The organism is Pseudomonas sp. GW821-FHT07F01 (assembly GCF_059418825.1).
In genome coordinates this window covers 45,987-69,291 of sequence record NZ_JBWKQO010000003.1, presented here as the reverse complement: position 1 = coordinate 69,291, position 23,305 = coordinate 45,987, and the positions used below count along the sequence as shown (strand labels likewise).

The following is a 23,305-nucleotide window of genomic DNA, read 5'->3' as shown; positions in this document are numbered from 1 at the left end:
GGAGCGATGACCATGAAAGCACTCGTTATCGCCACCCTGGCGCTGCTGGGCAGCGCAGCCGCCAATGCTGCCGAAGCGGATCAGCAAGCCCTGGTGCAACAGGGCGAATACCTGGCCCGCGCCGGTGACTGCGTGGCCTGCCATACCGCCAAGGACGGCAAGCCGTTCGCCGGCGGGCTGCCGATGGAGACCCCCATCGGCGTGATCTATTCCACCAACATCACCCCGGACAAGACCGGCATCGGCGACTACAGCTTCGAGGACTTCGACAAAGCGGTGCGCCATGGCGTGGCCAAGGGCGGCAGCACCCTGTACCCGGCCATGCCGTTTCCTTCCTACGCCCGAGTCAGCGACGCCGACATGCAGGCGCTGTATGCCTACTTCATGAAGGGCGTGGCACCGGTGGCCCGGGACAACCAGGACAGTGACATTCCCTGGCCCCTGAGCATGCGCTGGCCGTTGTCCATCTGGCGCTGGATGTTCGCCCCGAGCGTGGAGACCCCGGCACCTGCGGCTGGCAGCGATCCGGTGATCAGCCGCGGTGCCTACCTGGTGGAAGGCCTGGGCCACTGCGGCGCCTGCCACACGCCACGGGCCCTGACCATGCAGGAGAAGGCCCTGAGCGCCAGCGATGGCAGCGACTTCCTGTCTGGCAGCGCGCCGCTGGAGGGCTGGATCGCCAAGAGCCTGCGTGGCGATCACAAGGATGGCCTGGGCAGCTGGAGCGAAGAGCAACTGGTGCAGTTCCTCAAGACCGGTCGCAGTGATCGCAGCGCGGTGTTCGGCGGCATGAGCGATGTGGTGGTCCACAGCATGCAGTACATGACCGACGCCGACCTGACGGCGATTGCCCGCTATCTCAAGTCCCTGCCGGCCAATGACCCCAAGGACCAGCCGCACCAGTACGACAAGCAAGTGGCCCAGGCCCTGTGGAACGGTGACGACAGCAAGCCGGGCGCGGCGGTGTACATCGACAACTGCGCGGCCTGCCACCGCACCGACGGCCACGGCTACACCCGGGTGTTCCCGGCGCTGGCGGGCAACCCCGTGCTGCAATCGGCGGATGCCACCTCGCTGATCCATATCGTGCTCAAGGGCGGCACCTTGCCAGCGACCCACAGCGCGCCTTCGACCTTCACCATGCCGGCCTTCGCCTGGCGCCTGTCGGATCAGGAGGTGGCCGATGTGGTCAACTTCATCCGCAGCAGCTGGGGCAACCAGGCCTCGGCGGTGAAGCCCGGGGATGTGGCGGCGCTGCGCAACGGCGACTTGCAGAGCACCTCCAACGACGACCTGGGGCAGGTCACCAGCCACTAGCCCCAAGGCCGGCGCTCGCTGCGGGCGCCGGCCCGGGATGGCCGTTCAGCCCTGGGTGAAGCGCTGGATGCCCAGGCGGCTTTCCAGTTGATAGCCGGCGATGCAGTCCGCCAGCCCGGCGGTCATCAGGTCTTGCCAGCTTGCGGGGAGCAGGCCGATGCCGTCGTGGCAGGGGCTCCAGCGCACCTCGGCGAACTTCGGGTCCGCTTCATCGAAGGGTTGCTGGCCGTTCACAGTGGCCTTTTCGATGTCCTGGGTGCACAGCTCGAATTCGCAGGCCACTCCCCACAACTGCCCGTCGGGTGCCCTGACGATGATCAGGTCGGCACCTTGTTCGTAGCTGGGGAGGTAGGCCTCTGCGGCGTAGAAAATCTTTTCCAGCGTGCCGGGTGTCCTGGGCATGCTTGTGCTCCTGTTCTTTGAGCCTGCCTTATACCCTAACGCCACACGCCCGCAGTAGCCGGCTTGTCGGCCAAGGATGCGGTACGCCTTGTGTCGCACTGGGGAACGTCCGCTGTCAGGGGTGGGTTTCGGTCCGACGGTGCTGGTCAGGTAAATCCGGCTCCATTACTGTATGCGCATACAGTTATGGAGTGCTTCCATGTTCAACCCCCTGCCTCCCCGTGGTCGCGGTACCGCGAGCAATCCGCACAACCGTTTTGCGCCCAATCGTTCGGTGGCCGAGGATGATGGCTGGTACCAGGAAGTGCCGTTGACCCAGGGCACCGAGGTGCGCTTTGAAACGGCCAAGTCGATCATCACCCGCAACAGTTCGCCGGACCTGCCCTTCGACCGCTCCATCAACCCCTATCGCGGTTGCGAGCACGGTTGCATCTATTGCTACGCGCGGCCCAGCCACGCCTATTGGGACCTGTCCCCGGGGCTGGATTTCGAAACCAAGCTGATCGCCAAGAGCAACACCGCGGCCTTGCTGGAGCAGCAACTGTCCAAGCCCGGCTATCGCTGCGCACCGATCAACCTGGGGTCCAATACCGATCCCTACCAGCCCATCGAGCGCGAACAGCAGTTGACCCGGCGCACCCTGGAGGTGCTGCTGCGCTATCGACACCCGGTGACCATCGTCACCAAGGGCTCATTGATCCTCCGGGACCTGGACCTGCTGAGCGAGCTGGCGCGCCAGCGCCTGGTGGCGGTGATGATCAGCCTGACCACTTTGGACGATGAGTTGAAGCGCATTCTCGAGCCCCGGGCGGCGGCGCCCAAGGCGCGCTTGCGGGCCATCCGGGTGATGCGCGGGGCGGGCATCCCGGTGGGCGTGCTGTGTTCGCCGATGATTCCGATGATTAACGACAGCGAGCTGGAAAGCCTGCTCAGCGAGGCCCATGCCGCAGGGGCGCAGAGCGCGGCCTACATGATGCTGCGCCTGCCCCTGGAAGTGGCGCCGCTGTTCGAGGAGTGGCTGGCGGCGCATTACCCGCAAAGGGCGGCCCATGTGCTCAGCCTGATCCGCCAGAGCCGTGGCGGTGAGCTCTACGACAGCCGTTTTGGCGCCCGCATGCGCGGTGAAGGGCCCTTCGCCGATCTGCTGGCCCAGCGTTTTGCCAAGGCGCTCAAGCGTCTGGGGCTCAACCGTCGCGAGGGTTTCGATCTCGACTGTTCAGCCTTCTGTCCGCCGGGCGGGCAGATGTCGTTGTTGTGAGCGGCATTGGCCTATCGTTGAGTAGTGGGCGCAGCGTTCCCGAGGTACTCTGGTCGCCTTTTGCCATCGCTCATAGTGGCGTTCTAGAGCCTTCCGTTCAGTTTGAGTTAAGTATTCATGGCTACCTTGTTCATCGAGTGACCTACGGGTCGCCGCCAGCGGGTCGGTGGTTTTTTTATCGATGGCTGGCGTCGTGCCGGATATTTCTGGAAAATTCACCAAATCCGACAGAGAGGATGAATCATGAGTGACAAGGATAAACAGCCGTTGGCTGCGTCGGCTCCGGCACCCACAGAAGTCGCCGAGACCGCCGATGCAGCGCTGCAGCACATCGTTGACGGCTTTTTGCATTTTCATCATGAAGTCTTCCCGCAGCAGGAAGAGCTGTTCAAGAAACTCGCCACCGCTCAGCGGCCGCGGGCGATGTTCATTGCCTGCGCCGACTCGCGCATCGTTCCCGAGCTGATCACCCAGAGCTCCCCGGGCGATCTGTTCGTGACCCGCAACGTGGGCAACGTGGTACCGCCCTACGGGCAGATGAACGGTGGTGTCTCCACGGCGATCGAGTACGCGGTGCTGGCCCTGGGGGTGCATCACATCATCGTCTGCGGGCACTCGGATTGCGGCGCCATGCGCGCGGTACTCAACCCGCAGAGCCTGGAGAAAATGCCCACGGTCAAGGCCTGGCTGCGCCACGCCGAAGTGGCGCGGACCATGGTCCACGAGAACTGCGATTGCGCCGACGAATCCTCCAGCATGCATGTGCTGACCGAAGAGAACGTCATTGCTCAACTGCAGCACCTGCGCACCCATCCTTCCGTGGCCTCGCGCATGGCCAACGGCCAGTTGTTCATCCATGGCTGGGTCTATGACATCGAGACCAGCTCGATCAAGGCCTACGACGCCGACAAGGGTTGTTTCCTGCCTCTGGATGGCAGCCACCCGATCCCGGTAGCGACGCCCAAAGCGCGTTTCTGATCCCACCTCAATCCCCCTGAGTGGTTGTAGCCAGGGCTGCCATCTGGCGGCCCGGCTTTGCCACGCCTGAAGAAAAGTCGGGAGAACTGTCATGCGTGCAGCACAGTTGAAAAGTGTCCTGCCACGGGAGCTGCTGGCTTCGGTGGTGGTGTTTCTGGTGGCCCTGCCCCTGTGCATGGGGATCGCCATTGCCTCGGGCCTGCCGCCGGCCAAGGGCCTGATCACCGGGATCATCGGTGGCCTGGTGGTGGGCTGGCTGGCGGGCTCGCCCTTGCAGGTCAGCGGGCCGGCGGCCGGGCTGGCGGTGCTGGTGTTCGAGCTGGTGCGCCAGCATGGGGTGGCCATGCTCGGGCCGATCCTGCTGCTGGCCGGGCTGCTGCAATTGCTGGCCGGGCGCCTGCGCCTGGGTTGCTGGTTCCGGGTCACGGCGCCAGCGGTGGTCTACGGCATGCTGGCGGGCATCGGCGTGCTGATCGTGCTGTCCCAGGTGCATGTGATGCTCGATGCCGCGCCCCAGGCCTCGGGCCTGGATAACCTTGTGGGCTTTCCCCAGGCTCTGGCGCAGGCCTTGCCGAGCCTGGGGTGGCAGGCTGGCTTGCTGGGGTTGGCGACCATCGCGGTGATGTGGGGCTGGGACAAGTGGCGGCCCCAGGCGCTGCGGTTCATCCCCGGTGCCCTGCTCGGTGTCGGGCTGGCGACCCTGGCCAGCCTGCTGCTGGCGCTGCCGGTGAAGCGCGTCGAGGTGCCGGCCAACCTGGCCGAGGCCATCGACTGGCTGCGCCCCGCCGACCTGCTCAACCTGGCGGACCCCAACCTGCTGATCGCCGCCTTCGCCGTGGCCTTTATCGCCAGTGCCGAAACCCTGCTGTCCGCCGCCGCGGTGGATCGCATGCACAGCGGCCAGCGCTCGGACTTCGACCGTGAACTGTCGGCCCAGGGCGTGGGCAACATGCTCTGCGGTCTGCTGGGTGCCCTGCCCATGACCGGGGTCATCGTGCGCAGCTCGGCCAATGTCCAGGCCGGGGCCCAGACCCGTTATTCGACGATTTTCCATGGCCTGTGGCTGCTGGGTTTCGTGCTGGTGCTGTCCAGCGTGCTGCAGAGCATTCCGGTGGCGAGCCTGGCGGGGGTGCTGGTCTACACCGGCTTCAAGCTGGTGGACCTCAAGGTCTTTCGCGGCCTGGGGCGCTACGGGCGCATGCCGATGCTGACTTACGCGGTGACGGCCCTGGCGATTGTCTTCAGCGATCTGCTGACCGGGGTACTGATCGGCTTTGCCCTGACCCTGGCCAAGCTGGCGTTCAAGGCGTCGCGCTTGAAGATCAGCCTGATCGACCTGGCAGAGGAAGGCGAGATGGAGTTGCGTCTGGTGGGCGCTGCGACCTTTCTCAAGGTGCCGGCCCTGACTCGGGTACTGGCGACGATTCCCCCGGCCACCACTGTGCATGTGCCCCTCAGCAACCTCAGTTATATCGACCATGCGTGCCTGGAGTTGCTGGAAGACTGGAATCGGGCCAACAGTGCCAAGGGCTCGCGGCTGGTGATCGAAACGCGGGGCTTGAAGCGGCGCCTGGAGGGCCGGTTGACCACCACCAGCGGCGTGGGGGCGGCTGCGGCGAGAGGTTGAATCGCCGGGTGGGCGAGAGGGGCTTGGGCGAGCCAGGCCCTTCGCCACAAGGCTCGCTGCGAGCCTTGCTGGCGAGGAGTGGGTCAGGCGGCTGGCTGGTCGAGTTCCAGTTCCACGCCCAGTTGGCGTGACAGGCAAGGCCAGCGTTTCCAGGCTGCCTCGGTGTCCGGGCTGCTGAGTTTCTCGCGGTAGGCTTCCACCGACTCCAGAGCGAAGCTTTCTTCGTCGAGCATGGCGTCGACGGCGTGGTGCACCGCTTCGTCCAGCTGGTTGGCGAAGGTTTCGCCGATCAGTTGGTGGGCGATGAGGTTGGCGACAGTCATGTCCAGGGGGATCAGCGGACGGCCGAAATGCTTGATGTACAGGTCGTTGACCTCTTCCACCAGACGGTGGGCCAGATAGGCTTCATCCAGCAGGCCGTCGAGGCCGACGTGGCCGTCCATGATGGCCGGCGGCTGGAGGAAGAATTGCTCGGCGATCTTCAGCACCGGCTTGATCTGCGACTCGATGCCGGCTTCCCGGGCTACAGAGTTGGCGGCGTCCAGAAGGTCTGGAACCTGGTCGATATAGGCGCTGACAAAACGGGTCATGACGCCCTTGGCGTCGACTTCGGGCAGCTGGATGGCGGGGTGCAGGTGAGGCAATTGGCTCTCCAACTGACGGGTCAGGAGGCCGGTACTGGCTTCGTGCTGCTGGGCCAGTTTGATCTGCTCGCGCAATGCGGCGGTGTTCATGAAAACTCCAGGGAACAAGGGCAATTGAATAGGGAGAACATAAGTTAGCCTGCTTACAAAAGCGCTTAAGACGCATTTGTCATAATTATTTCATGCTTAGTCACCACGGTTATATCGTTTCGCCATCCAGGGCACTCGATCCCTTTCCCGCCGTGGCCTGCAAACCTCCTTATTAGTGTTTCAGCTGATTTACGCCCTCGCGTTGCGAGGTGGGAGTCGCTGTCTATACTCGCCCTTGTATGAAGTTAGCTGATGACGCCCGACTGCAAATGCAGCGAAGGCTCGGCCGGTTTAAGTTCGTAGTCTAGGCAGCCGCTCCCTTGCCGCAGGTGTTAAGCCGGCGGGATAACAAGAACGATAAGGGGAACCCGCAATGATGCGACATCCACATGTCTGGATGGGCCTCCTGTTGTGGTCGGTATTCAGCCAGGCGCAAGCCGCCTGGACCGTGAATATGACGCCTGGGGCGACCGAGATAAGCCACGCGGTATTCGACCTGCACATGACCATCTTCTGGATCTGTGTGGTGATCGGCGTCATCGTCTTCGGTGCGATGTTCTGGTCGATGATCGTTCACCGCCGTTCCGTCGGCCAGGTCCCGGCCAAATTCCACGAAAGCACCACGGTGGAAATCCTCTGGACCATCATTCCCTTCCTGATCCTGGTGGCCATGGCCGTGCCTGCCACGGCGACGCTGATCAAGATGTACGACACCAGCGAGCCGGACGTGGATATCCAGATCACCGGCTACCAGTGGAAGTGGCACTACAAATACCTCGGCCAGGACGTAGAGTTCTTCAGCAACCTGGCCACCCCCGCCGACCAGATCCACAACCAGAGCACCAAGGGCGAGCACTACCTGCTGGAGGTCGACCAGCCGCTGGTACTTCCGGTGGGCGCCAAGGTGCGCTTTCTGGTGACCGCCGCCGACGTCATCCACTCCTGGTGGGTGCCGGCCTTTGCGGTCAAGCGTGATGCTATCCCGGGTTTCGTCAACGAAGCCTGGACCCGGGTCGACAAGCCCGGCATCTACCGTGGCCAGTGCGCCGAGCTGTGCGGCAAGGACCACGGCTTCATGCCGATCGTGGTGGAGGTCAAGAGCCAGGCCGACTACGACACCTGGATGGGCGAGCGCAAGGCCGAGGCGGCCAAGCTCAAGGAGCTGACCAGCAAGGAATGGACCCTCGACGAGCTGGTGGCCCGCGGTGACAAGATCTACCACACCACCTGCGTTGCCTGTCACCAGGCGGAAGGCCAGGGCCTGCCGCCGATGTTCCCGGCCCTCAAGGGCTCGAAGATCGCTACCGGGCCCAAGGAGGCTCACCTGAGCCTGGTGTTCCACGGCAAGCCGGGCACCGCCATGGCCGCCTTCGGCAAGCAGCTGTCGGAAGTCGACATCGCCGCCGTCGTCACCTACGAACGCAACGCCTGGGGCAACAACAAGGGCGACATGGTGACGCCCAAGGAAGTCCTGGCGCTGAAGCAGGCGGAAAGCAAATGAGCCGGCTCATGGGGTATGTGCGCAACCGGTCGCGGCGTTTCGCCGCCGATCATCCAGTCCATTCGCTCGCAGGAGACAGGACATGAGTGCTGTGATCGATGACCACGGCCACGCCGGCCATGATGACCACGCCCATGGCCCGGCCAAGGGCCTGATGCGCTGGGTACTGACCACCAACCACAAGGACATCGGCACCCTGTACCTGTGGTTCAGCTTCTGCATGTTCCTGCTGGGCGGCTCGTTCGCCATGGTGATCCGTGCCGAACTGTTCCAGCCCGGGCTGCAGATCGTCGAGCCGGCGTTCTTCAACCAGATGACCACCATGCATGGCCTGGTGATGGTCTTCGGTGCGGTGATGCCGGCCTTCGTCGGCCTGGCCAACTGGATGATCCCGTTGATGATCGGCGCGCCGGACATGGCCCTGCCGCGGATGAACAACTTCAGCTTCTGGCTGCTGCCGGCGGCCTTCCTGTTGCTGATCTCGACCCTGTTCATGCCCGGCGGCGGGCCGAACTTCGGCTGGACTTTCTATGCCCCCCTGTCCACCACCTACGCCCCGGAAAGCGTGACCTTCTTCATCTTCGCCATCCACCTGATGGGCGTCAGCTCGATCATGGGCGCGATCAACGTGATCGCCACCATCCTCAACCTGCGAGCCCCGGGCATGACCCTGATGAAGATGCCGTTGTTCGTCTGGACCTGGCTGATCACCGCCTTCCTGCTGATTGCGGTGATGCCGGTACTGGCCGGGGTGGTGACCATGATGCTGATGGACATCCATTTCGGCACCAGCTTCTTCAGTGCAGCCGGCGGCGGTGACCCGGTGTTGTTCCAGCACGTGTTCTGGTTCTTCGGCCACCCCGAGGTGTACATCATGATCCTGCCGGCCTTCGGCGCGGTCAGCTCGATCATCCCCACCTTCAGCCGCAAGCCACTGTTCGGCTACACCTCGATGGTCTATGCCACCGGGGCGATCGCCTTCCTGTCGTTCATCGTCTGGGCGCACCACATGTTCGTGGTGGGCATCCCGCTGGTGGGCGAGCTGTTCTTCATGTACGCCACCCTGCTGATCGCCGTGCCCACCGGGGTCAAGGTGTTCAACTGGGTGAGCACCATGTGGCAGGGCTCGCTGACCTTCGAGACGCCGATGCTGTTCGCGGTGGCCTTCGTCATCCTGTTCACCATCGGCGGTTTCTCCGGGCTGATGCTGGCCATTGCCCCGGCGGACTTCCAGTACCAGGACACCTACTTCGTGGTGGCGCACTTCCACTACGTACTGGTGCCGGGGGCGATCTTCGGGATCTTCGCCTCGGCCTACTACTGGCTGCCCAAGTGGACCGGGCACATGTACGACGAGACCCTGGGCAAGCTGCACTTCTGGCTGTCCTTCGTCGGCATGAACATGGCGTTCTTCCCCATGCACTTCGTGGGGCTGGCGGGCATGCCGCGGCGGATCCCGGACTACAACCTGCAGTTCGCCGACTTCAACATGGTGTCCTCGATCGGTGCCTTCACCTTCGGCGCGACGCAGATCTTCTTCCTGTTCATCGTCATCAAGTGCATCCGCGGCGGCAAAGCGGCTCCGGCCAAACCCTGGGAAGGTGCCGAAGGCCTGGAGTGGAGTATTCCCTCGCCGGCGCCGTACCACACCTTTGTCACCCCGCCGGAAGTGAAATGAACATCTGTGCTGTAGGAGCGAGCCCGCTCGCGAAGGCGCCAGAGGGTGGTGCCCGCTTCGCCGGCAAGCCGGCTCCTACAGGCTTGGGAGGACGTTGAGATGGCCGAGGTAACGCTGAAGAAACTGGTGACCCGCCTGTTGCTGGTGGTGGTGGCGATGTTCGTCTTCGGTTTTGCCCTGGTGCCGATCTACGACGTGATGTGCAAGGCCCTGGGGATCAACGGCAAGACCGGTGGGCAGTATGCGGACCAGGGGCAGCAGGTGGATGTATCGCGCCAGGTGCGGGTGCAGTTCCTGTCCACCAATGCCATCGACATGGTCTGGGATTTCTATCCCAAGTCCGATGACATCGTGGTCCATCCGGGGGCGGTGAACGAGATGATCTTCATCGCCCGCAACCCCAGCGACCACCCGATGAGCGCCCAGGCGATCCCGAGCATCTCCCCCAGCAGCGCGGCCATGTATTTCCACAAGACCGAGTGCTTCTGCTTTACCCAGCAGGTGTTGCAGCCGGGGGAGAAGATCGAGATGCCGGTGCGTTTCATCGTTGACCGTGACATGCCCAAGGATGTGAAGCACCTGACGCTGGCTTACACGCTGTTCGATATCACCGCGCGTCATCCACCGGTGGCGGTTGCCGCCAAGAACGGTGGCTAGACGATCTAGCGTGCCCGATAAGGAGAACAACCCATGGCGACTCATGAGCACTATTACGTTCCCGCCCAGAGCAAGTGGCCGATCATCGCAACGGTGGGCATGTTCGTCACCGTGGTGGGCCTGGGCACCTGGTTCAATGACCTCAAGGCTGCGCGACCGGAATCCCACGGCCCGCTGATCTTTTTCGTCGGCGGCCTGCTGCTGGCCTACATGCTGTTCGGCTGGTTTGGTGCGGTGGTCAAGGAAAGCCGCGCCGGGCTCTACAGCGCCCAGCTCGATCGCTCGTTCCGCTGGGGCATGAGCTGGTTCATCTTTTCCGAAGTGATGTTCTTCATGGCCTTCTTCGGCGCGCTGTTCTATGTGCGGCACATGTCCGGGCCCTGGCTCGGCGGTGAGGGGCACAAGGGCATCGCCCACATGCTGTGGCCGAACTTCGAGTTCGTCTGGCCGCTGCTCAACAACCCCGACCCGAAACTCTTTCCGCCGCCCAAGGGCACCATCAGCCCCTGGGGCCTGCCGCTGCTCAACACCATCCTGCTGGTGAGTTCCAGCGTCACCGTGACCATCGCCCACCACGCCTTGAAGAAAGGCCATCGCGGCGCGCTGAAGATCTGGCTGGCGCTGACGGTGCTGCTGGGTTGCGCCTTCCTGGGCTTTCAGGCCGAGGAATACATCCATGCCTACCACGAGCTGGGGCTGACCCTGGGTTCGGGGATCTACGGCGCCACCTTCTTCATGCTCACCGGTTTCCACGGTGCCCACGTGACCATTGGCACCCTGATCCTGTTCGTGATGCTGATGCGCATCATGCGCGGGCATTTCGACGCCGAGCACCAGTTCGGCTTCGAGGCCGCCAGCTGGTACTGGCACTTCGTCGATGTGGTCTGGATCGGCCTGTTCGTTTTCGTCTACGTGCTCTGAGGCGCCTTACCAGGGCGCGTGGGAGACCAGCTGGCCGCTGAAGAAACCCCAGGCGATCAAGCCGACGGTGACCACGGCCAGCGCGACCCGAATGCTCAGTGAGGTCACCAGGCGCTTGGATGAACTGTCGTCCTTGACCAGAAAGAACAGGCCGCTGAACAGGCTGACAACCGTGGCAATCAGCATCAGGACGATGGCTGCTTTGAGCATGGTGGGACTCCGGGGGAAACGCGATGTACAGCAGTATAGCGAGTGGATTTCTCAGCCTTGCAGGCCAGCCATGAAGGGCTTCCGGCCGGGCATCGGGCCGACCCTGGTGGTGCTTTTGCTGCTGCCGGTGCTGGTTGCCCTGGGCTTCTGGCAACTGGGCCGAGGCGAGCAGAAGCGCCAGTTGCTGGCCAGCTACGCCGAGCGCCGTGCGGCGGAGCCGGTGGCCCTGTTCGAGCTGTTGGCCAGCGAGGATCCGGCTTTTCGCCGGGTACGCCTGCACGGTCATTTCGATGCCGACCACAGCCTGTTGCTGGATAACCGCCTGCATGACGGCAAGGTCGGGGTCGAGCTGCTGCAACCCTTCCTCGACCAGGCCAGCGGTCGCTGGCTGCTGGTCAACCGCGGCTGGCTGCCCTGGCCCGACCGGCGCACGCCTCCCGTATTCAGCACCCCGCAGCAGAGCCTGAGCCTGGATGCCTGGGTCTACGTTTCCCCGGGCGCGGCATTCCAGCTGCACGCCGACCCCAGCGGCGCGAGCTGGCCGCGGCTGATTACCGCCGTGGGTCCACAGGCGCTCTGGGCCGAGCTGGGCCGCAGCGGTTTCGACCATGAAGTGCGCCTGGAGTCGGGCCCGGGTGCCTACCTGACCGAATGGCCGGTGGTCGCCATGGGCCCGGAAAAACACCAGGCCTATGCGGTGCAGTGGTTCGCCATGGCCCTGGCGCTGTTCGCTCTCTATCTCTATTTCGGCTGGCACAACACTCGGGAGAAACGCCATGGGAACGGCCATGAATCCACCCAACATCTCTGACGCCCAGGCGCCCAACCGGCGGCGCGGCCGCTGGCAACTGGTGCTGATCCTGCTGATGGTGATCGGCCCGATGATCCTTGCCACCGGCATGTACAAGCTGCAGTTCTGGGTACCGGAAAGCCGCAGCTATCACGGCGAGCTGATCGGCAATGGCCAGACCCGCGCCCAGATCGGCGTGCAGGCCGAGGAGGATCGCTGGCAGGTTCTGGTCACCGCGCCCGGGGAGTGCGCAGTGGATTGCCAGCAACTGGTGTACCTGGCGCGGCAGATCCAGATCGCCCTGGGCCGTGATGCCTCGCGCGCCAGCCATGCCCTGGCCAGCGCCCGGCCCCTGAGCGCCGAATACGAAGCCAAGCTGCAGCGTGAATACCCGCAACTGCAACGCTACCCCCTGGACCTGGCGACCTTCACCAAGGGCGCCAACGACAAGGAGGCGCCGCAGCTGTGGATCGTCGACCCCCACAGCAACCTGGTGCTGCGCTATGACGCCCGGGTCAAGGGCAAGGACCTGCTCAACGACCTGCGCCACCTGCTGAAACTGTCGAACATCGGATAAGGGCATCGTCATGGCCAAACCTGGATTTCGCCTCGCGTTGTTTGCCACCTTGCTGGCCCTGATCGTGGTGCTGCTCGGCGCCTACACCCGGCTGACCCATGCCGGCCTCGGCTGCCCGGACTGGCCCGGCTGCTACGGCTTTATCAGCGTGCCGAAAAGCGAAGCCCAGTTGGCCCATGCCGAGCTGCATTTTCCCGATACCCCGGTGGAGGCCCACAAGGGCTGGAACGAGATGATCCACCGATACTTCGCCGGCACCCTGGGGCTGCTGATCGTGCTCCTGGCGGCCCGGGCCTGGACCCATCGCCGGCATCCGGGGCAGCCCCTGAAGCTGCCGCTGTTCCTCCTGGCAGTGGTGTTCGCCCAGGCGGCCTTCGGCATGTGGACGGTGACCCTCAAGCTCTGGCCGCAAGTGGTCACCGCGCACCTGCTGGGCGGTTTCGCCACCCTGAGCCTGTTGTTCCTGCTGACCTTGCGCCTGTCCGGGGTATTGCCGGCGCTGATCGTGCCGCGGCGCTTGCAGTACTGGGCCACCGCCGGGCTGGTGCTGGTGATCGGGCAGATCGCCCTGGGCGGCTGGGTCAGTTCCAACTACGCGGCGGTGGCCTGTATCGACCTGCCCACCTGCCATGGCCAGTGGTGGCCGAACATGGATTTCGCCAACGGCTTCCACCTGACCCAGCACATCGGCCCCAACTACCTGGGCGGGCAACTGGACAGCGATGCCCGCACCGCCATCCACATGACCCACCGGGTCGGCGCGGTGCTGGTGACCCTGGTGTTGCTGGGCCTGGCCTGGCAGCTGCGGCAGACCGGCATGACCCGCCTGGCCGGGCTGGTGCTGGTGGCGCTGGGGGCGCAGGTCAGCCTGGGCCTGAGCAACGTGTTCTTTCATTTGCCACTGCCGGTGGCCGTGGCCCATAACGCCGGGGGGGCGGCGCTGCTGCTGACCCTGGTGCTGGTCAACTACCACGCCCGTACCAGCCTGGTGCGGGCCCGGGATCGCCTGCCCCTGGGCTGGCGGCTCAGCCCGCGTAAACAGATGGCGGGTCCCATCACCATCAAAGGAGAGATGCCATGGCGACTCTGACCGGCGCCCGCCAGCACCCCCAGGCGATCTGGCGCGATTACCTGGAGCTGACCAAACCCAAGGTGGTGGTGCTGATGCTGATAACCTCCCTGGTGGGCATGTTCCTCGCCACCCGCGCCGGGGTTCCGTGGACGGTGCTGGTGTTCGGCAACCTGGGCATTGCCCTTTGCGCGGGCGGGGCGGCGGCGGTCAACCATGTGGTGGACCGGCGCATCGACGCGCTGATGGCCCGGACCCACAAACGGCCCCTGGCCGAAGGCCGGGTATCGCCACGAGCGGCGCTGGCCTTTGCCCTGCTCCTGGCGCTAGCCGGGCAGGCGCTGCTGCTGACCTTCACCAACCCACTCACGGCCTGGCTGACCCTGGCCTCGCTGCTGGGCTATGCGGTGGTCTACACCGGGTTTCTGAAACGCGCGACGCCGCAGAACATCGTGATCGGCGGGCTGGCCGGCGCGGCTCCACCGTTGCTGGGCTGGGTCGCCGCCACCGGGCACATGAGCGCCGAACCGCTGCTGCTGGTGCTGATCATCTTCGCCTGGACCCCGCCGCACTTCTGGGCCCTGGCCATCCACCGCAAAGAGGAATACGCCAAGGCCGATATCCCGATGCTGCCGGTCACCCATGGCGAGCACTACACCAAGGTGCACATCCTGCTCTACACCTTTGCCCTGCTGGCGGTGAGCCTGCTGCCCTATGTCATCCACATGAGTGGCGTGTTGTACCTGGTGTGTGCCCTGGCCCTGGGCGGGCGCTTCCTGCAATGGGCCTGGGTGCTGTACCGTGGCACTCGGCCGCACGCGGCGATCAACACCTTCAAGTACTCTATTTATTACTTGTTCCTGCTGTTCATCGCCCTGCTCGTAGACCACTACCTATTGTTGAACCTATGACTCGAACTCAGAAAACCGTCTTTATTCTCGTTGCCCTGGTGGCCCTGGTGCTGGGGCTTACCGTCAACAAAGTACTGTCCGGCAAGGGTCAGGGCGACCCCACTGCACTGATCGATGCGGGCATCATCCTGCTGCCGCAAAGCCGTACCCTGCCTGCGGTGAAGATGGTCGACCAGGACGGCCAGCCAGTGGTGATCGACGAGTTGAAGGGCAAATGGTCGCTGCTGTTCTTCGGCTACACCTTCTGCCCGGACATCTGCCCCACCACCCTGGCGCAGTTGCGGCAGATCAAGAGCGAGCTGCCCAAGGAAGCGGTGGACAAGCTGCAGGTGGTCCTGGTCAGCGTCGACCCCAACCGTGATACCCCGCAGCAGCTCAAGCAGTACCTGGGCTACTTCGACAAGGACTTCAAGGGCCTGACCGCCTCCTCGGTGGAAGACCTGCAGAAGCTTGCCAACGCCGTGAGCATTCCCTTCATCCCGGCCGATACCAGCAAGCCCAACTACACCGTGGACCACAGCGGCAACCTGGCGGTGATCGGCCCGGACGGTACCCAGCGCGGTTTCATCCGTGCTCCGCTGAACAACCAGAAGCTGGTGGCCCAACTGCCTGTGATGCTGCAGCGCAAATAACGCTACATGCTCGAACCGCTGAACCGCTGAACCGCTGAACCGCTGAACCGCTGAACCGCTGAACCCTGTAGCCGCTGCAGCAGGCTGCGATGGGCCTCGAAGAGGACGTGCTCCTGAGGCCCTCGGAAGACGCTGGGCGCCTTATCCCGGCCTTCGGCAGCGGCTACAACGAAACGGGGCGCCCCAAGGCGCCCCGTTTGTGTTTCTGCAACCGATCAGAACGCCGGCACGATGGCGCCTTTGTACTTCTCGAGAATGAACTGCTTCACTTCAGGGCTGTGCAGGGCCGCGACCAGCTTCTTCATGGCGTCCGAATCCTTGTCGTCAGGACGGGCCACCAGGATGTTCACGTAAGGCGAATCCTTGCCTTCGATCACCAGGGCGTCCTTGGAAGGATCCAGCTTGGCTTCCAGGGCATAGTTGGTGTTGATCAGCGCCAGGTCGACCTGGGTCAGCACGCGCGGGATGGTGGCGGCTTCCAGTTCACGGAACTTCAGGTCCTTGGGGTTCTCGGTGATGTCCTTGATGGTGGCCAGGATGTTGTTGGAATCCTTGAGCTTGATCAGGCCGGCCTTGTCCAGCAGCAACAGCGCGCGGCCGCCGTTGGTGGCGTCGTTGGGGATCACCACGGTGGCGCCGCCCGGTAGTTCGGAGAGCTGCTTGTACTTGCTGGAATAGGCACCCAGGGGTTCGACGTGAACACCGGCAACGTTCACCAGCTGGGTGCCCTTGGCCTTGTTGAACTCATCCAGGTAGGGCTGGTGCTGGAAGAAGTTGGCGTCCAGGCGCTTTTCGGCGACTTGCACGTTGGGCTGCACGTAGTCGGTGAAGACCTTGACCTTCAGGTCCACGCCTTCCTTGGCCAGGGCCGGTTTGACGAACTCCAGGATCTCGGCGTGGGGCACTGGTGTGGCGGCCACGGTCAGGGTTTCGGCGGCGTGCGCGGAGAACGCGGCAACGGCTGCGAAAGCGACGAGTAGTTTTTTCATCCAACAAGCTCCTTGTAAGTCGCCCGACCCCGGGCGCCTGCCGGCCTGGGCCGGCAATTTTATTTGCGGGAAAAGTGCACCACCAGCTTGTCGCCGACGGTTTGCAGAACCTGGACCAGCACCAGCAGCAACACCACGGTCACCACCATCACATCGGTCTGGAAGCGCTGGTAGCCGAAGCGGATCGCCAGGTCGCCCAGGCCACCGGCCCCCACCACGCCGGCCATGGCGGTGTAGGACACCAGGGTAATGGCAGTCACGGTGATAGCGGCAAAGATGCCCGGGCGGGCTTCCGGGAGCAAGGCATTGGTAATGATCTGCCGGGTGCTGGCACCCATGGACTGGGTGGCCTCGATGATGCCGCGATCCACTTCGCGCAGGGCGGTTTCCACCAGCCGGGCAAAGAACGGCGTGGCGCCGACCACCAGCGGTGGAATGGCCCCGGCAACCCCCAGCGATGTGCCGGTGATCAGTACGGTGAAGGGAATCATCACGATCAGCAGAATGATGAACGGCAGCGAACGCAGGATGTTGACCACCAGCGACAGCAGCGCATACAGCGACTTCTGCTCCAGCAGTTGGCGCGGGCTGCAGAGGAACAGCAGCACGCCCAGTGGCAGGCCCAGCAGTACGGTGAACAGCAGCGAGCCGCCGAGCATCATCAGGGTGTCGCCGGTGGCCAGCCAGATTTCCAGCCAGTCGATGTTGGCGAAGAAGGTATCCATCAGCGCAGCACCTCCATGTGGACATCGGCCGCGGTGAAGCGGGCGAAGGCCGCTTCCATGTCACCGCCGGTGATGGCCAGGGTCAGTTGCCCGTAAGGGGTGTCCTTGATGCGGTCGATGCGTCCGGCGAGGATGCTGTAGTCGACCCCGGTCTCCCGGGCCACGGTGCCCAGCAGCGGCGCGTAGGTGGAATCGCCCTGGAAGGTCAGGCGCACGATGCGCCCCGGTACGTGGGCGAAGTCGTCGCGCTGCTCGTTCTCGTCGATCTGCTCGTCTTCCTGGACGAAGCGCCGCGTGGTCGGGTGCTTGGGGTGCAGGAACACGTCGGCCACCGGGCCCTGTTCGACGATCACGCCGGCGTCCATCACCGCCACCTGGTCACAGACGCGACGGATCACGTCCATCTCGTGGGTGATCAGGACGATGGTCAGGTTCAGCTCGCGGTTGATCTCGGCCAGCAGTTGCAGGACCGAGGCAGTGGTCTGCGGGTCCAGGGCACTGGTGGCCTCGTCGCACAGCAGGATCTTCGGCTTGGTGGCCAGGGCGCGGGCGATGCCGACGCGCTGCTTCTGGCCGCCGGACAGCTGCGCCGGGTATTTCTTCGCGTGGTCGGCCAGGCCGACCCGGTCCAGCAGCTCGGCCACCCGGCGGTCGATGTCGCTGCGCGACAGCTCGCCGGCCAGGGTCAGGGGCAGGGCGACGTTGTCGGCCACGGTCTTGGACGACAGCAGGTTGAAGTGCTGGAAGATCATGCCGACCTGCTGGCGGAAGCGGCGCAGGCCACTGGCGTCCAGGGCGGTGACGTCTTCGTCGTCGACGACGATGGTGCCGCCACTGGGGTTTTCCAGGCGGTTGATCAGGCGCAGCAGAGTACTTTTACCCGCACCGGAGTGGCCGATCAGGCCGAACACCTGGCCATTCTCGACCCGAAGGCTGGTCGGGTGCAGGGCGGGAATATCCTTACCGGCGACCCGGTAGGTTTTATGGACGTTTTGAAACTCGATCACGTAGCGAACCTTGTGGGGCGCGTTAGAAAAGGATCAGCGGTTAGCCGGGCGCGCATTTTAGCCTGTCCGTATAGAGGTTCTTAGCATTTATTTCGCAATCATCCTGCCATTTGGCGATAACGCGATCAAAGGTCATAAAAAAGGAACGCTCGCACCTTCTCGTCAGTCACTAGTTAAGTCACTCGAAAGCCGCCAGGTGCCGTGCCTGGAGGCCTTTGCCCACGAAGCCCCGGCACGCCAGGGATTTCGCCAACGAGGAGTTTTGCCTGATGAGCACGAAGAAGCCCGATACCCCAAAAAGCCAGATGGCCGGGACCGACACCCTGGACCGCGGCAACAGCAACAGCAAGCTCAAGAGCCTGGAGACGTTCCGCTCCGACGCCACCGGGCAGGCTCTGCGGACCAACCAGGGGGTGAAGATCGCCGACAACCAGAACACCCTCAAAGCCGGTGCTCGTGGGCCTTCGCTGCTGGAAGACTTCATCATGCGGGAGAAGATCACCCACTTCGACCATGAGCGGATTCCCGAGCGCATCGTGCATGCCCGAGGGGTGGGTGCCCATGGTTACTTCCAGAGCTATGACAACCATTCGGCATTGACCAAGGCCGGTTTCCTGCGTGATCCGGGGAAGAAAACACCAGTGTTCGTACGCTTTTCCACGGTCCAGGGGCCAAGAGGCTCTGGCGACACCGTGCGTGACGTGCGCGGCTTTGCGGTGAAGTTCTTCACTGACGAAGGCAACTTCGACCTGGTGGGCAACAACATGCCGGTGTTCTTCATTCAGGATGCGATCAAGTTCCCCGATTTCGTACACGCCGTGAAACCCGAACCCCACAACGAAATACCCACCGGCGGCTCGGCCCATGACACCTTCTGGGACTTTGTCTCGCTGCAGCCGGAATCGGCGCACATGGTGATCTGGGCCATGTCAGACCGGGCCATTCCGAAAAGCCTGCGGGCCATGCAGGGCTTTGGCGTGCATACCTTTCGCCTGATCAACGCCCAGGGCCGGTCGAGCTTCGTCAAGTTCCACTGGCGGCCGACGGTGGGTACCTGTTCGCTGGTCTGGGATGAGGCGCAGAAGCTGGCGGGCAAGGACACCGACTTCCATCGCCGCGACCTGTGGGAATCGATCGAAGCCGGGGATTACCCGGAGTGGGAGTTCGGCGTACAGATCATCGCCGAGGAAGACGAGCACAACTTTGATTTCGACATCCTCGACCCGACCAAGCTGATTCCCGAGGAGCTGGTGCCGATCACGCCCCTGGGCAAGATGGTGCTGAACCGCAACCCGGACAACTATTTTGCCGAGACCGAGCAGGTCGCCTTCTGCCCGGGGCACATAGTGCCCGGGATCGACTTCTCCAACGACCCGCTGTTGCAAGGACGGCTGTTTTCCTACACCGATACCCAGATCAGCCGCCTGGGTGGGCCGAACTTCCACGAATTGCCGATCAATCGGCCGCTGGCGCCCTTCCACAACAGCCAGCGCGACGCCATGCACCGCATCACCCTGGACAAGGGCCGGGCCTCCTATGAGCCCAATTCCATCGACGGCGGCTGGCCCCGGGAAACCCCACCGGCGGCCGAGGATGGCGGCTTCGAGAGTTACAACGAGCGTATCGATGCGCACAAGATCCGCCAGCGCAGCGAATCGTTCAGCGACCATTTCTCCCAGGCGCGGCTCTTCTACAAGAGCATGAGCAAGCACGAGCAGGAGCACATCATCGCCGCCTACAGCTTTGAGCTGGGCAAGGTGGAACGTGAATGGATCCGCGAACGCCAGGTCAACGAGATTCTGGCCAACATCGACCTGCAACTGGCCGCGCGAGTGGCCGAGAACCTCGGGCTGGCGGCGCCGAAGAAAGCCACGGTGGCGGAGCGCAAGACTTCGCTCTCGCGCTCGCCGGCCCTGAGCCAGGCGAACCTGTTGCCGGGCAATATCAAAACCCGGAAGGTGGCGATTCTGGCGGCCAACGGCGTCGATGGTGCGGCGATCGATGCGCTGAAGAAGGCTCTCAAGGCCGAAGGGGCACACGCCAAGCTACTGGGGCCGACCTCGGCGCCGGTCACCACGGCGGACGGCAAGCGCCTGCCGGTGGATGCGTCCATGGAGGGCTTGCCATCGGTGGCCTTCGATGCGGTGTTCGTGCCCGGAGGTGCGCAGTCGATCAACGCCTTGAGCGGCAATGGCGTGGCCCTGCATTACTTGCTGGAGGCGTACAAGCACCTCAAGGCGATTGCCCTGCACGGCGATGCCCGGGAGCTGTTGCACAGCCTGCGGCTGGAGGCGGATGAAGGCTTGATCGTGGGGGCCGATGCCAAGGCGCTGAAGGCATTCATTGCCGCCATCGCGCAACATCGGGTCTGGAGCCGAGAGGAAAAGGCCAAGGCAATCCCGGCCTGAACACACTTTCCCCGACAAGCCTGCTCCGTCTAGGAGCCGGCTTGCCGGCGAAGGCTTTACTGCGCCTTGCGCGGCGTCAGCACCATCTGCGCCGGTACATGGCGCACGATTTGCCGATTGATCTTCTGTTCAAAGTCCGGGTCGAGCTTCTTCACCCGCTTGCCGAGCAGGGTCGACAGCCAGGGGTAATCCTCGGTGCGTGGTACCTGGATGCTCACGTCGCACTGGTAATTCACCACATCGGCGGCCAGGGCATCGAGTTGATGCCGCAGCTTGCGGATATCAGTGACGTTCAAGGCGACGGTGGTGCTCTCGGCGGTCGGATCGATCAGCTTGGCCGCAGGGCGCGCTTCGGCGGCCTTCAGGGCGGCTTCGGCCTTGTCCAGCTCCGCCTTGCGGGCGTGGGCAATGGCATTGTTGACCCCACCGGTCAGCGCCGGAGCCTTGGGCATCAGTGCCCGGGCACGGCTCAGGGCCGTGGCTGCGGCGTTCACATCGCCCTTCTGCAGGACGATCTGGCTGCGCTGCAGATAGGCTTCGGCCAACTGCCGCTGGTACTGCACCAGTTGCGGGTCGTCGGGCGTCTGCGCCTGCAAGGCGCTGAGTTGATCTTCCGCGGTGGCCAGTTCGCTGCTGGCGATGTTTTGTTCCAGCTGCGCGATGGCCGTGGCCCGTGCATCAGGGACCTCGGTGGCCGCTGGTGGCGTGCTTTGGCAGGCTCCCAGTAGCAGGGAAAATGCGACAAGGAGCAGATAACGGGAGGCGAACGGCTTCATTCCTGCGACTCTCTAATTGCGCAAAAAGCGAGCAAGTCTACACCCCTCGACGGGGCAGAACAAAACTCAGCAGAAACAGTGTGGCGGCGGTGACCACGATCGACGGCCCGGCCGGTGTGTCCTTGAACCAGGACAGCGCCAGCCCGCCGCACACCGCGAGCATGCCCAGCAGGCTGGCGCCCAGGGCCATCTGCTCCGGCGAGCGGGCGTGACGCTGTGCCGCAGCGGCCGGGATGATCAGCAGCGAGGTGATCAGCAACACCCCGACAATCTTCATGGCCACGGCAATCACCACGGCGATCAGCAGCATCAGCGCCAGGCGCAGCGAGGCCACAGGCAGGCCTTCGACCCTGGCCAGTTCCTCGTGCACGGTGATCGCCAGCAAGGGGCGCCACAACGCCACCAGCAGCAACAGCACCGCCGCGCTACCGCCGAGAATCCACGCCAGGTCGCCCGGGCTGATCGCCAGCAGGTCACCGAACAGGTAGGCCATCAGGTCGATTCGCACTTCATGCATGAAGCTTAGTACCACCAGGCCCAGAGACAGGGTGCTGGGTGCAAGAATCCCCAGCAGCGTGTCGGAAGCCAGGGGTTGGCGCTGTTGCAGGGTCACCAGCAGCACCGCCAGCAGCAGGCAGCCGACCGTGACCGCTACCGCCGGGCTGACATCCAGCAGAAAGCCCAGGGCCACGCCGAGCAGCGCGGCGTGGGACAGGGTGTCGCCGAAATAGGCCATGCGACGCCAGACCACAAAGGACCCCAAGGGGCCGGCAACCACCGCCAGGGCCAGGCCTGCGAGCAGGGCGTAGAGCAGAAAATCAGCCATGCTTGCAGTTTTCTCCATGGACATGGGCGTGGCCCGAAGCGGGCTGGGTGACGACCGAACCATGCAGGTCGTGGGCATGGTCGTGATGGTGGTGGTAGATCGCCAGGCTCGGTGCGTTCTTGCCGAACAGCTCGACGAAGGCCGGGTCGCCGCTGACCTGCTCGGGGTGGCCAGAGCAGCAGACGTGGCGATTGAGGCAGACCACCTGATCGGTGGTGCTCATCACCAGGTGCAGGTCGTGGGAGACCATCAGCACGCCGCAGCCGTGACGGTCGCGCAGGCGGGTAATCAGGCTGTAGAGCTCGGCCTGGCCGGCCACGTCGACGCCTTGCACCGGTTCATCGAGCACCAGCAGCTCCGGCTCGCGCAGCAGCGCCCGGGCCAGCAGCACGCGCTGCATCTCGCCACCGGAGATGCTCTGCACCGGGCTGTCGATCACCTGCTCGGCACCTACTTCCTTGAGCGCTGCCAGCGCCCGGGTACGGTCCACTCCCGGCACCAGGCGCAAAAAGCGCAGCACCGACAGCGGCAAGGTCGGGTCCACATGAAGCTTCTGCGGCATGTAGCCCACCCGCAGTTTGGGCTTGCGCCAGACACTGCCGGTGTCGGGCTTGAGCAGGCCGAGCACGGCGCGCACCAGCGTGGTCTTGCCGGCGCCATTGGGGCCGATCAGGGTGACGATCTGGCCGGGTTCGACGCTGAGCTGGATGTTCTCCAGCACGTTCTGCCCGGCAAAGGTCACCCCGACCTGCTCGAGGCGGATCAACGCATTGCTCATCAAGCCCCCTGACAGCCCGAGCAGAGCCCGACCACTTCGACGGTCTGGCCCTCGACCACGAAGCCGACGTCGCGGGCGCTGCTGATGATGGCGTCGCTGATGGATTTCTGTTCCAGCTCGATGGCGGCGTGGCATTCGCGGCAGATCAGGAACTGGCCCTGGTGCGCGTGCTCGGGGTGGTTGCAGCCGACAAAGGCATTGAGCGAGGCGATGCGGTGCACCAGGCCGTTTTCCAGGAGGAAATCCAGCGCCCGGTAAACCGTTGGCGGGGCGGCGCGACGGCCGTCCTGCTCGCTGAGCACGGCCAGGATGTCGTAGGCCCCCAGGGGCTTGTGGCTTTGCCACACCAGCTCCAGCACCCGCCGGCGCAGGGCGGTCAGGCGCAGGCCTTGCCGTGCGCACAGGGCGTCGGCCTCAGACAGTGCGCTGTGTACGCAGTGAGAGTGGTCGTGTGGACGGCTGGCAAGGGGTGTTTTAGGCATGAGCGGCGACGAGGTTTGTGAGAGACGTTATTATGTTACCCGTTCTCGCCTC

24 protein-coding genes are annotated in these 23,305 nt (G+C 64.0%); 14 read left to right on the top strand and 10 right to left on the bottom strand.

The features are described from left to right. Positions 1-12 precede the first annotated feature (12 nt). The gene (locus AC07R1_RS10825; RefSeq protein ID WP_015633638.1) at positions 13-1,317 is read left to right on the top strand and encodes a cytochrome c; all 1,305 of its coding nucleotides are present in this window, start codon (positions 13-15) and stop codon (positions 1,315-1,317) included. Positions 1,318-1,362: 45 nt separating this feature from the next. On the opposite strand, the gene AC07R1_RS10820 is transcribed toward AC07R1_RS10825, so the two are convergent. Continuing rightward, positions 1,363-1,719, bottom strand: coding sequence for a hypothetical protein (locus AC07R1_RS10820; RefSeq protein WP_065364963.1), 357 nt, complete (start codon positions 1,717-1,719; stop codon positions 1,363-1,365). Positions 1,720-1,918: 199 nt separating this feature from the next. Between AC07R1_RS10820 and AC07R1_RS10815 the strand changes: the two genes are divergently transcribed. The 3 genes from AC07R1_RS10815 (at position 1,919) to AC07R1_RS10805 (ending at position 5,582) form a co-directional block, all read left to right on the top strand. Continuing rightward, a complete protein-coding gene (locus AC07R1_RS10815) occupies positions 1,919-2,977 on the top strand; it encodes a PA0069 family radical SAM protein (RefSeq protein WP_011058445.1) in 1,059 nt (352 codons plus the stop codon). A gap of 243 nt (positions 2,978-3,220) precedes the next feature. Then, positions 3,221-3,955: a carbonic anhydrase gene (locus AC07R1_RS10810; RefSeq protein WP_011058446.1), complete on the top strand. Its 735-nt coding sequence runs from the start codon at positions 3,221-3,223 to the stop codon at positions 3,953-3,955. Positions 3,956-4,046: 91 nt separating this feature from the next. Next, complete coding sequence (locus tag AC07R1_RS10805; protein ID WP_011058447.1) at positions 4,047-5,582, top strand: SulP family inorganic anion transporter; 1,536 nt, start codon at positions 4,047-4,049, stop codon at positions 5,580-5,582. Positions 5,583-5,665: 83 nt separating this feature from the next. Here the strand turns inward: AC07R1_RS10805 and AC07R1_RS10800 are convergent, their stop codons facing one another. Beyond that, positions 5,666-6,316, bottom strand: a complete 651-nt coding sequence (locus AC07R1_RS10800; protein WP_015633641.1) for a hypothetical protein — start codon at positions 6,314-6,316, stop codon at positions 5,666-5,668. Between the two features lie 373 nt (positions 6,317-6,689). Here AC07R1_RS10800 and coxB point away from each other — a divergent pair, with 373 nt between their 5' ends. From coxB to AC07R1_RS10780, 4 genes are all read left to right on the top strand, one after another. Beyond that, on the top strand, positions 6,690-7,817 hold the full coding sequence (gene coxB / locus AC07R1_RS10795) for a cytochrome c oxidase subunit II (RefSeq protein ID WP_011058449.1): 1,128 nt from the start codon (positions 6,690-6,692) through the stop codon (positions 7,815-7,817). A gap of 82 nt (positions 7,818-7,899) precedes the next feature. Beyond that, positions 7,900-9,495, top strand: a complete 1,596-nt coding sequence (gene ctaD, locus AC07R1_RS10790) for a cytochrome c oxidase subunit I (protein ID WP_011058450.1) — start codon at positions 7,900-7,902, stop codon at positions 9,493-9,495. Positions 9,496-9,594: 99 nt separating this feature from the next. After that, positions 9,595-10,152, top strand: a complete 558-nt coding sequence (locus tag AC07R1_RS10785) for a cytochrome c oxidase assembly protein (RefSeq protein ID WP_011058451.1) — start codon at positions 9,595-9,597, stop codon at positions 10,150-10,152. Positions 10,153-10,185: 33 nt separating this feature from the next. Beyond that, positions 10,186-11,073 (top strand): cytochrome c oxidase subunit 3, encoded by an 888-nt coding sequence (locus AC07R1_RS10780; RefSeq protein ID WP_019095612.1) that lies wholly within the window; start codon positions 10,186-10,188, stop codon positions 11,071-11,073. A 6-nt stretch (positions 11,074-11,079) separates the two neighbouring features. Here the strand turns inward: AC07R1_RS10780 and AC07R1_RS10775 are convergent, their stop codons facing one another. Beyond that, on the bottom strand, positions 11,080-11,283 hold the full coding sequence (locus AC07R1_RS10775; RefSeq protein ID WP_011058453.1) for a twin transmembrane helix small protein: 204 nt from the start codon (positions 11,281-11,283) through the stop codon (positions 11,080-11,082). A gap of 70 nt (positions 11,284-11,353) precedes the next feature. Between AC07R1_RS10775 and AC07R1_RS10770 the strand changes: the two genes are divergently transcribed. The 5 genes from AC07R1_RS10770 to AC07R1_RS10750 are packed head-to-tail and all read left to right on the top strand — an operon-like array spanning position 11,354 to position 15,262. Beyond that, positions 11,354-12,094: an SURF1 family protein gene (locus tag AC07R1_RS10770; protein WP_011058454.1), complete on the top strand. Its 741-nt coding sequence runs from the start codon at positions 11,354-11,356 to the stop codon at positions 12,092-12,094. After that, positions 12,060-12,650 carry a PA_0111/PP_0108 family redox-active disulfide protein gene (locus AC07R1_RS10765; protein WP_015633644.1) on the top strand — a complete coding sequence of 197 codons (591 nt, stop codon included), beginning with the start codon at positions 12,060-12,062 and terminating at the stop codon, positions 12,648-12,650. Before AC07R1_RS10770 ends, AC07R1_RS10765 begins: the two co-directional genes overlap by 35 nt. 10 nt (positions 12,651-12,660) lie before the next feature. Further along, positions 12,661-13,740, top strand: a complete 1,080-nt coding sequence (locus AC07R1_RS10760; RefSeq protein ID WP_019095615.1) for a COX15/CtaA family protein — start codon at positions 12,661-12,663, stop codon at positions 13,738-13,740. Continuing rightward, entirely contained in the window at positions 13,728-14,630 is a 903-nt protein-coding gene (cyoE, locus tag AC07R1_RS10755) for a heme o synthase (protein ID WP_065364959.1), read from the top strand. The genes AC07R1_RS10760 and cyoE overlap by 13 nt, the downstream gene beginning before the upstream one ends. Further along, positions 14,627-15,262 (top strand): SCO family protein, encoded by a 636-nt coding sequence (locus AC07R1_RS10750; protein WP_015633647.1) that lies wholly within the window; start codon positions 14,627-14,629, stop codon positions 15,260-15,262. Before cyoE ends, AC07R1_RS10750 begins: the two co-directional genes overlap by 4 nt. A 215-nt stretch (positions 15,263-15,477) precedes the next feature. Here the strand turns inward: AC07R1_RS10750 and AC07R1_RS10745 are convergent, their stop codons facing one another. Genes AC07R1_RS10745 through AC07R1_RS10735 form a run of 3 tightly spaced genes read right to left on the bottom strand, consistent with a single transcriptional unit; the run spans position 15,478 to position 17,983 of the window. Next, positions 15,478-16,251: a MetQ/NlpA family ABC transporter substrate-binding protein gene (locus tag AC07R1_RS10745; RefSeq protein WP_174395494.1), complete on the bottom strand. Its 774-nt coding sequence runs from the start codon at positions 16,249-16,251 to the stop codon at positions 15,478-15,480. Positions 16,252-16,310: 59 nt separating this feature from the next. Then, positions 16,311-16,976 carry a methionine ABC transporter permease gene (locus AC07R1_RS10740; RefSeq protein WP_011058460.1) on the bottom strand — a complete coding sequence of 222 codons (666 nt, stop codon included), beginning with the start codon at positions 16,974-16,976 and terminating at the stop codon, positions 16,311-16,313. Then, on the bottom strand, positions 16,976-17,983 hold the full coding sequence (locus AC07R1_RS10735; RefSeq protein WP_011058461.1) for a methionine ABC transporter ATP-binding protein: 1,008 nt from the start codon (positions 17,981-17,983) through the stop codon (positions 16,976-16,978). The genes AC07R1_RS10740 and AC07R1_RS10735 overlap by 1 nt, the downstream gene beginning before the upstream one ends. A 215-nt stretch (positions 17,984-18,198) precedes the next feature. Between AC07R1_RS10735 and katE the strand changes: the two genes are divergently transcribed. Then, on the top strand, positions 18,199-20,391 hold the full coding sequence (katE, locus tag AC07R1_RS10730) for a catalase HPII (protein ID WP_401156431.1): 2,193 nt from the start codon (positions 18,199-18,201) through the stop codon (positions 20,389-20,391). A gap of 56 nt (positions 20,392-20,447) precedes the next feature. On the opposite strand, the gene AC07R1_RS10725 is transcribed toward katE, so the two are convergent. Genes AC07R1_RS10725 through zur form a run of 4 tightly spaced genes read right to left on the bottom strand, consistent with a single transcriptional unit; the run spans position 20,448 to position 23,253 of the window. Then, positions 20,448-21,167, bottom strand: a complete 720-nt coding sequence (locus AC07R1_RS10725; protein ID WP_019095618.1) for a PA5502 family lipoprotein — start codon at positions 21,165-21,167, stop codon at positions 20,448-20,450. 37 nt (positions 21,168-21,204) lie between these two features. Then, positions 21,205-21,993 (bottom strand): zinc ABC transporter permease subunit ZnuB, encoded by a 789-nt coding sequence (gene znuB, locus AC07R1_RS10720; RefSeq protein WP_011058464.1) that lies wholly within the window; start codon positions 21,991-21,993, stop codon positions 21,205-21,207. Then, positions 21,986-22,771 (bottom strand): zinc ABC transporter ATP-binding protein ZnuC, encoded by a 786-nt coding sequence (gene znuC, locus AC07R1_RS10715; RefSeq protein WP_011058465.1) that lies wholly within the window; start codon positions 22,769-22,771, stop codon positions 21,986-21,988. Before znuC ends, znuB begins: the two co-directional genes overlap by 8 nt. Further along, the gene (gene zur / locus AC07R1_RS10710; protein WP_011058466.1) at positions 22,771-23,253 is read right to left on the bottom strand and encodes a zinc uptake transcriptional repressor Zur; all 483 of its coding nucleotides are present in this window, start codon (positions 23,251-23,253) and stop codon (positions 22,771-22,773) included. Before zur ends, znuC begins: the two co-directional genes overlap by 1 nt. Positions 23,254-23,305 lie beyond the last annotated feature (52 nt).